At 70.4% G+C, this 7580-nt stretch carries 9 protein-coding genes; 2 read left to right on the top strand and 7 right to left on the bottom strand.

The genetic code is table 11. The features are described 5' to 3' along the window. The 6 genes from MJ783_RS04175 to MJ783_RS04150 form a co-directional block, all read right to left on the bottom strand. Window positions 1–1174: acyl-CoA dehydrogenase family protein (locus MJ783_RS04175; RefSeq protein ID WP_239308590.1), on the bottom strand; the 1174-nt coding region annotated here is incomplete at its 3' end. After that, on the bottom strand, window positions 1167–1556 hold the full coding sequence (locus MJ783_RS04170; protein WP_239308589.1) for an acetyl-CoA carboxylase biotin carboxyl carrier protein subunit: 390 nt from the start codon (window positions 1554–1556) through the stop codon (window positions 1167–1169). The genes MJ783_RS04175 and MJ783_RS04170, both read right to left, overlap by 8 nt. Before the next feature lie 13 nt (window positions 1557–1569). Continuing rightward, window positions 1570–3393: an acetyl/propionyl/methylcrotonyl-CoA carboxylase subunit alpha gene (locus MJ783_RS04165; RefSeq protein WP_239308588.1), complete on the bottom strand. Its 1824-nt coding sequence runs from the start codon at window positions 3391–3393 to the stop codon at window positions 1570–1572. Continuing rightward, entirely contained in the window at window positions 3390–5015 is a 1626-nt protein-coding gene (locus MJ783_RS04160; protein ID WP_239308587.1) for a carboxyl transferase domain-containing protein, read from the bottom strand. Before MJ783_RS04160 ends, MJ783_RS04165 begins: the two co-directional genes overlap by 4 nt. Window positions 5016–5430: 415 nt before the next feature. Then, window positions 5431–5667, bottom strand: a complete 237-nt coding sequence (locus tag MJ783_RS04155) for a hypothetical protein (protein WP_239308586.1) — start codon at window positions 5665–5667, stop codon at window positions 5431–5433. 44 nt (window positions 5668–5711) lie between these two features. Next, complete coding sequence (locus tag MJ783_RS04150; RefSeq protein WP_255724070.1) at window positions 5712–6116, bottom strand: S8 family serine peptidase; 405 nt, start codon at window positions 6114–6116, stop codon at window positions 5712–5714. A 66-nt stretch (window positions 6117–6182) separates the two neighbouring features. Here MJ783_RS04150 and MJ783_RS04145 point away from each other — a divergent pair, with 66 nt between their 5' ends. Next, complete coding sequence (locus MJ783_RS04145; RefSeq protein ID WP_239308613.1) at window positions 6183–6422, top strand: type II toxin-antitoxin system Phd/YefM family antitoxin; 240 nt, start codon at window positions 6183–6185, stop codon at window positions 6420–6422. Further along, window positions 6419–6844 (top strand): type II toxin-antitoxin system VapC family toxin, encoded by a 426-nt coding sequence (locus MJ783_RS04140; RefSeq protein WP_239308585.1) that lies wholly within the window; start codon window positions 6419–6421, stop codon window positions 6842–6844. The genes MJ783_RS04145 and MJ783_RS04140 overlap by 4 nt, the downstream gene beginning before the upstream one ends. 349 nt (window positions 6845–7193) lie before the next feature. On the opposite strand, the gene MJ783_RS04135 is transcribed toward MJ783_RS04140, so the two are convergent. Next, window positions 7194–7580, bottom strand: a 387-nt coding sequence (locus MJ783_RS04135; RefSeq protein ID WP_239308584.1) for a transposase, incomplete at its 5' end; no start/stop codon positions are given.

The raw sequence follows: 7580 nt of genomic DNA, 5'->3' as shown, positions 1-7580 counted from the left end.
AAAGGCCGAGGTGGTGGGCTATGATCATTTTCTGCACCTCACTGGTGCCTTCGCCGATTTCAAGGATTTTGCTGTCCCGCCAGTGCCGCGCGACCGGATATTCGTTCATGAAGCCATAGCCGCCGTGGATCTGGGTGGCCTCCCGGGCGTTGGTCACCGCCGCTTCGCTGCTGACCAGTTTCGCGATCGCGGCCTCCTTCTTGAACGGCAGTCCCGCGGCCATGCGGGCGGCCGCGTCGTAGTAGGCGGTGCGGGCGACGTGGACCCGCGCCTCCATATCGGCAATCTTGAAGGAGATCGCCTGGTTGGCGGCGATCGGTCGGCCGAACGCATGGCGGGTCCTGGCGTAGGCCACCGATTCGTCGACGCAGGCCTGGGCCAAGCCCACAGCCAGCGCCGAGATGGCGATGCGGCCCTCGTCGAGGATGGCCAGGAAGTTCGCGTAGCCGCGCCCCCGCTCGCCGAGCAGGTTCGCCTCGGGTACCCGCACGTCGACAAAGGCCAGCGGGTGGGTGTCGCTGGCGTGCCAGCCCACTTTGGAGTACGCCGGCTCCGCCGTGAAGCCGGGGGCGGGGACCGGCACCACAATGCTGCTGATCTCCTTCGTCCTGTCCGCGTCCCGGTCATCGCCGCTGGTGCCGGTGACGGCGGTGACGGCGGTGACGGTGACCAGGCGGGTGATGGTGGTGCCGGAGTTTGTGATGAACGCCTTGGAGCCGTTGATCACCCACATGCCGCTGTCCAGGTGGGCGGTGGTACGGGTGCCGCCGGCATCGCTGCCGGCCGCCGGCTCGGTCAGGCCGAACGCGCCGAGGGCCGTGCCGGAACACAGCATCGGCAGCCATTCGCGTTTCTGCTTCTCGGTGCCGAACCGGTAGATCGGCATCGCCCCGAGCGAGCAGCCGGCCTCCAGCGTGATCGCGACTGAGGAGTCAACCCGGGCCAGCTCCTCGATGGCCAGGCACAAGGTGAAGAAGTCACCGCCCATCCCGCCGTAGGACTCGGGGAAGGGGAGCCCGAACAGGCCCATCGCTGCCATACCAGCGACGACCTCGTACGGGAAGGTTTTGTCCTCGTCGTGCCTGGCCGCCACCGGGGCGACGACCTCGCGGGCGAACTCGGCGACGGTGCGGCGCAGGGACTCCTGCTCGTCGGTGAGGCGGGTGTCAGGCATCGGGCGGCTCCCCGCTTGCGGGTGTGCTGGCAGGCTCGGCCGCGTCCACGACGGCGAGCAACTGGTCAATCCTGACCTGCTCGCCGGGGCTGACGAGCAGGTCCTTGACCTGGCCAGTCACAGGCGCGGCCAGGCTGTGCTCCATTTTCATCGCCTCGACGATGATAAGTGGCTGGCCGGCGGTGACCTGTTCGCCGGTACGGACGTGGACCGCGATGACGGTGCCGGGCATCGGGCTGCGGACCTCGGCGACGCCGGCTGAGGCGGCGCCGGTGCGGGCCGCGGGGCCGGCCTCGGTGAGGGCCCACGCGGCTCCGCCGGCCCCGAGCCAGCGGACCTGCCCATCGCGGGCGTACCACCAGCGCCGGCTGTGCCCGTCCACGGTGACCAGCAGTTCACAGCCGTCGCCGAGGGTGCGTACCGTGGCGGGGTGGGGCTCGCCGTCGTCGGCGCCTGCCCCAACCGCGCCCGCCCCAACCGCCGCCCGCCCCAACCGCGCCCGCCCCAAGCGGCCGGGACAACGGGCGGAGCGTCCCGGTCGCGGAGGGCTCACGGCGGATGCTGACAGTAGCGGCCATCTCGGCAGCCAGCCGGTGGGATGGCCGTCTGCCGGGCGGTCCAGGCGGTGGAGCGGTCCCGGCGGCCCCGGGCGTGGCGACGGGGGTCACGGCGACCTCGGCGCTGCCGCCCGCGGGCAGCGCCACCCGCCAGATCAGAGGAGCCGGTGGGCCGCCGGCCCGCCAGCCGCTGGGGGTGTCCCACAGGTCGATCACCGGCCCGGCCGGCTGTGCCTCGACCAGCCGCGCCAGACCGTAGGCCACGAGCGCGCCGGCTGGGACGCTGCCGTCGACGAGCCCGGCCAGCTCCCGTTCGACCAGGCCGGTGTCGAGGCGACCGGCGACCACGCCGGGGTGGGCAAGCAGCGCCCGCAGAAACGCCACGTTGGTCCCGACTCCGAGGACGGCGGTGCGGGCGAGCGCCGCGTCCAGCCGGGCGAGCGCCGTCGTCCGGTCCGGCCCCCAGGCGATCACTTTGGCGAGCATGGGGTCGTAGTCTGTTCCCACCCATGCGCCTTCGGCCAGGCCGGAGTCGACGCGGATGCTGTCACCTGCCGGTTCGTGCAGCGCCACGACGGTGCCGCCAGTGGGTAGGAAGCCCTGGGCCGGGTCCTCGGCGTAGACGCGCCCCTCGATCGCGTGCCCGGTCAGGCGTACGCCGTCCTGGATGATCGTCAGCGGCCGGCCGGCGGCGATCCGGAGCTGTTCGGCGACCAGGTCGATCCCGGTGACCATCTCGGTGACCGGGTGCTCGACCTGTAGCCGGGTGTTCATCTCCATGAAGTAGAAGCGTCCCGGGTCGTCGGCCCCGACGATGAACTCCACGGTGCCCGCGCCGGTGTAGCCCACAGCGCGGGCGACATCGACCGCGGCCGCGCCGATGCGGTCCCGGGCCGCCGCGTCGAGCAGCGGCGACGGCGCCTCCTCGATGATTTTTTGATGGCGGCGCTGCAGGCTGCACTCGCGTTCGCCGAGGTGGATGACGTGGCCGTGGGCGTCGCCGAGGATCTGCACCTCGATGTGCCGGGGCCGGGCGACGAACCGCTCGAGGAACACGGTGCCGTCGCCGAAGGACGCGGTCGCCTCGCGGCGGGCGGCGGCAAGCTCACCGCGCAGCGCGGCCGGGCCGGTGACCAGCCGCATCCCCTTGCCGCCCCCACCGGCGGACGGTTTCACCAGCACGGGGTAGCCGACCTCGTCCGCGGCGGCGAGGAGGTCGTCGTCGCTCATCCCCGGCTCGGCGCGGCCGGGCACCACCGGGACGCCCGCGGCGGCCACCGTCCGCTTGGCGCGGATCTTGTCGCCCATCACCTCGACGGCGTGCGCGGACGGTCCGATGAAGACCAGCCCCGCGTCGGCGCAGGCGCGCACGAAGGCGACGTTCTCGGCCAGGAAGCCGTACCCGGGATGGACCGCCTGCGCCCCGGTCAGCCGGGCCGCGTCGACCAGGTGCCGCACCGACAGGTAGGACTGCCGCGCCGGAGCCGGGCCGATCCGCACCGCCTCATCGGCCTCGCGGACGTGCCGGGCGTCGGTGTCGGCGTCGCTGTAGACGGCGACGGAGCGGATGCCGAGCGCCCGCAGGGTGCGGATGACCCTGACCGCGATCTCCCCCCGGTTGGCGACCAGTACGGCGTCAAAAAGCGGGCCCGTATCGGTCATATCCGGAAGATGCCGTAGCGGACGGGTCCCAGCGGCGCGTTTGCCGCCACCGACAGGGCCAGCCCCAGCATGGTGCGGGTGTCCAGCGGGTCGATCACACCGTCATCCCACAGCCGGGCCGTCGAGTAGTAGGGGCTGCCCTGACGCTCGTACTGTTCGCGGATCGGCGCCTTGAACCCATCCTCAGCCTCCACGCTCCAGTCGTTCCCGCGAGCCGCCAGCTGTTCGCGCCGGACGGTCGCGAGAACGGCGGCGGCCTGGTCGCCGCCCATCACCGAGATCCGCGCGTTCGGCCACATCCACAGGAAGCGGGGTGAGTAGGCGCGACCGCACATCGAGTAGTTACCGGCGCCGAACGAGCCACCGATCACGATGGTGAACTTCGGGACCCGTGCGCAGGCGACGGCGGTGACCATCGTGGCGCCGTGCTTGGCGATCCCGCCCGCCTCGAACTCCCGCCCGACCATGAACCCGGTGACGTTCTGCAGGAACACCAGCGGGATCTGGCGCTGGTCGCACAGCTCGACGAAGTGCGCCCCCTTCACCGCGGACTCGCTGAACAGCACCCCGTTGTTCGCGATGATGCCGACCGGGTGGCCGTGCAGCCGGGCGGTGCCGGTAACCAGCGTCGGTCCGTAGTCACGCTTGAACTCGGTGAACCGACTGCCGTCGACGATCCGGGCGATCACCTCGCGCACGTCGTAGGGGATCCGGCTGTCGGTGGGCACCAGCGCGTACAGCTCGGCTGGGTCGGCTGCCGGCTCCTCGGTCGGGACGACCTCCCACGGGCGGGGCGCGCGGGGGGCGAGGCTGGCCACGATCGCGCGGACCCGACGCAGCGCGTCGGCGTCGTCGTCGGCGAGATGGTCGGTGACCCCGGAGACCTTGCTGTGCAGCAGCCCGCCGCCGAGATCCTCCGCCGACACGACCTCGCCGGTCGCGGCCTTCACCAGCGGCGGCCCACCCAGGAAGATCGTTCCTTGGTTTCGGACGATCACAGCCTCGTCGCTCATGGCCGGGACGTAGGCCCCACCGGCCGTGCACGAGCCCAGCACCGCGGCGATCTGCGGGATACCCGCCGCCGACATCGTCGCCTGGTTGTAGAAGATCCGCCCGAAGTGCTCCCGGTCGGGGAACACCTCGTCCTGCAACGGGAGGAACGCCCCACCGGAGTCGACGAGGTAGAGGCAGGGCAGCTGGTTGTGCAGGGCTACCTCCTGCGCGCGTAGATGCTTCTTCACGGTCATGGGGTAGTAGGTGCCGCCCTTGACGGTGGCGTCGTTGGCCACCAGCATGCACTCCCGGCCAGCCACCCGCCCGACACCGGTGATGATCCCCGCGCCTGGCGCCTCGTCGGCGTACATGTCCCAGGCGGCCAGCGGCGAGAGCTCCAGGAACGGGCTGCCACGGTCGAGCAGGGTGTCGATCCGCTCGCGAGGCAGCAGCTTGCCCCGGCTCACGTGGCGGGCACGGGCCTCCCGCGACCCGCCCTGGGCGGCTGTGGCCAAGGCGGAGCGCAGGTGGGCGACCAGCGCGCGGTGCGCCGCCGCGTTGCCGGCCCCGTCCGTACCGGAGGGTGCGCCCGAGGTGTGCCCGGACGCGGCTGACCGGAGAGTGCTCATCTGATCGCCCTCATCGCCTGCCTGCTTCCTCGGAGGTGCGGATGCGGTTCCAGGTATTCCGCCCATCGTCTATTCCGCCTATCGTCCACGCCCAGAAGCTGTCCGGTGCGTGCCCGGCCTCCTTACGAGAGCAGGAACGCGCAGGCCGCGGCGATGTCCTCCGGCTGGCCGGCGCGTTCGACGTCGTCTTCGCCGGTACGCACTGCGTGCCACACGGAATTCCCAGACGGCCCAGCCTTCGACCCCGAGACGCCCGTGGGCTTCAACGATCCCACCCTTGGGCTGCTGTCCGCCCACGTCGCGCAGACCGGCACTGTGCGACGTGGGCGGGCCGGCCGGGCGGGTACGGATGTTTGCCATGCTCGCGCCCGGCCGCACCTGTGGATTGAGGGCGCTTCAGGGGGCCGCTGGAGAGTTACTGGATGGGTGCGTCCGGCGGCGGCAGGTGGAAGGACGTGTCGGGTTCGACGGCCCGCACCCCTGCCACAGCCTCCAGCGACCGCCAGTCGGCATCCGGCACGGAACCGGATATTATTCCGATGGCCTCGTGAATCTGATCGACGTGCATCCCCCTGGCCCGGAGCGCGGCGGCGATTTCTGCCAAACTGCCCCGATATGTGTCATCAACAGTGATATGAACATTGTTCGCCATGGGGGTCACCTCTTTGGCCAACGGCGAAAAAACCGTTGCGGAACCTACTGCGGAGCCTGCGTCAGTCCGGCGCCGACGTCGAGCGACGACGCGCGAAGCCGGAAACTCGCCCTGGTCAGATTACCCCACAGTTCGAGTGCGCCCTGCCCGGTTTTCTCGTACCAGAGCGCGGCGATGCCGGCAACGTGTGGGGTGGCCATGCTTGTCCCGGAAATGACGTTGTACTTCCTGGGCGTCACCCAGGACGAGTAGACATCGACTCCGGGGCCGGCAAGGTCGATCTGTCCGCCGCTGGCCAGCAGCGGGGGTCCGGAGGGCTCCCCGCCGTCGTTCTCCGTCGGAATCCTGTTGCTGTCCGTCTCGCTCCGTCTCGCTCCGTCTCGCTCCGTCTCGCTCTGCTCTGGCCAGAGGGCTGAGTCGATGCGGTCGGCCTTGAGCTCGATCTTCATGGACGGCAGGGCGGGATATGCGGAAACAGGTAGTGTAGGTACGTACCTACCGAGGAGGTGATCGTGATGACCATGGTCTCATCGCGGGAGTTCAACCGCGACGTGAGCGCGGTCAAGCGGGCCGCTACCAGCGGACCGGTGATCATCACGGATCACGGTCGGCCATCGCACGTCCTGCTGTCGTTCGAGGACTATCAGCGGCTCACGGGCACCGCGGGCATCCTGGGAGACGCGTTCGTCCTGGATGAGGAGATTGACTTCGAGCCGGTGCGTCCGCGGGACTCGCCGCGCGAGGTTGACCTGTGAGCTTCCTGCTCGACACCAACATCATCTCCGAGCTCCGCAAGCCCGCGAAACGGCGGGATGACCGATTCAACACCTGGGCCCAGACCCTGTCGCCATCGGCGACCTTCCTCTCTGTCATCACCCTGCTGGAGCTTCGGGCTGGCATTGAGAACAAGCGGCGGCACGACGCCCGGCAGGCGACCGTCCTGGACTCGTGGCTCGATCAGAACGTGCTCCCGGCATATGTTGGCCGGCTGCTCGACGTCGACCAGGCCGTCGCCGACTCGGCGGCGCGGCTCCACGTGCCCGACCGGCGCCCAGCTCACGACGCACTCATCGCAGCCACGGCCGGGGTCCACGGGCTCACGCTCGTCACCCGCAACGAGTCCGACTTCGCCCCCATGGGCGTCCCACTCGTCAACCCCTGGACCTACCACCGGTAGGTAGGGATGTCGGGGCGGACGGCACAGAACCGGTGAGAACCTCGCGATGCTTCGTCGCTGGCCCCTCTCCCTCGACCCCAGCAGACAGCGGCGTCCGCAAACGTACGGCAGGAGGCCTGGATATCGGCTCATCGAAAATGAGGCCGTCCCGCCGCGAGCGGCCGCTGGCCTGAATCTTTCACGGCGACCGTGAGTTGATCTTGTGCCCGTGTTGTCGTGTTCGTCCTGCCGGGCGGGCTCGGCGGGGCAGGGCTGCGCTTCGCATGTCGCTGCGGTGGCGCCGGCTTCCACGGGGCCGGGGACTGCGGGTTCGCCATCCTCTCGGGTCTGTCGGGACGGGGTGCGGGGGTCAGGTCGGTGCGGGCAGGGCCCTGATGCGGCGGAACGCTTCGACGACCTGTTCGGCCCAGGGCCAGGTCCGGGGGATCTTCAGGCGTCGTCGGCGCTGGCCGCGGACCACGGCGGCGGGGACGTGCAGGAGGCGGTAGCGCAGGGTCTTCGGAGTGGCGCGGGCCATGTCGCCCTGGCAGCCGAGCAGTTGGAGCCAGGCGCGCAGGTCGCAGGCGAGCGCGGTGACGGTGAGCCAGGCCTGGTTGACCTTCATGAAGCGGGACGGGAACCGGGCCAGGCTCTCGGCCTTGCTGTCGCGGATCTTGGGCTCGACCCGGGCGTGCGCGCGGTGCCGAAGATCCAGCCAGGTGGCCTGGCGGCCTGGGGTGTTGGTGGCGAACGCGGT

Source organism: Protofrankia sp. Cj3 (assembly GCF_917627355.1).
Classification (GTDB): domain Bacteria; phylum Actinomycetota; class Actinomycetes; order Frankiales; family Frankiaceae; genus Protofrankia.
This window is presented reverse-complemented; position numbering and strand designations above follow the sequence as displayed.

Coding starts and splice junctions, on each gene's coding strand:
- MJ783_RS04155 (WP_239308586.1), bottom strand. CDS start 5,667: ATGGCGAACAATGTTCATATCACTGTTGATGACACATATCGGGGCAGT.
- MJ783_RS04145 (WP_239308613.1), top strand. CDS start 6,183: ATGACCATGGTCTCATCGCGGGAGTTCAACCGCGACGTGAGCGCGGTC.
- MJ783_RS04165 (WP_239308588.1), bottom strand. CDS start 3,393: ATGACCGATACGGGCCCGCTTTTTGACGCCGTACTGGTCGCCAACCGG.
- MJ783_RS04150 (WP_255724070.1), bottom strand. CDS start 6,116: ATGAAGATCGAGCTCAAGGCCGACCGCATCGACTCAGCCCTCTGGCCA.
- MJ783_RS04160 (WP_239308587.1), bottom strand. CDS start 5,015: ATGAGCACTCTCCGGTCAGCCGCGTCCGGGCACACCTCGGGCGCACCC.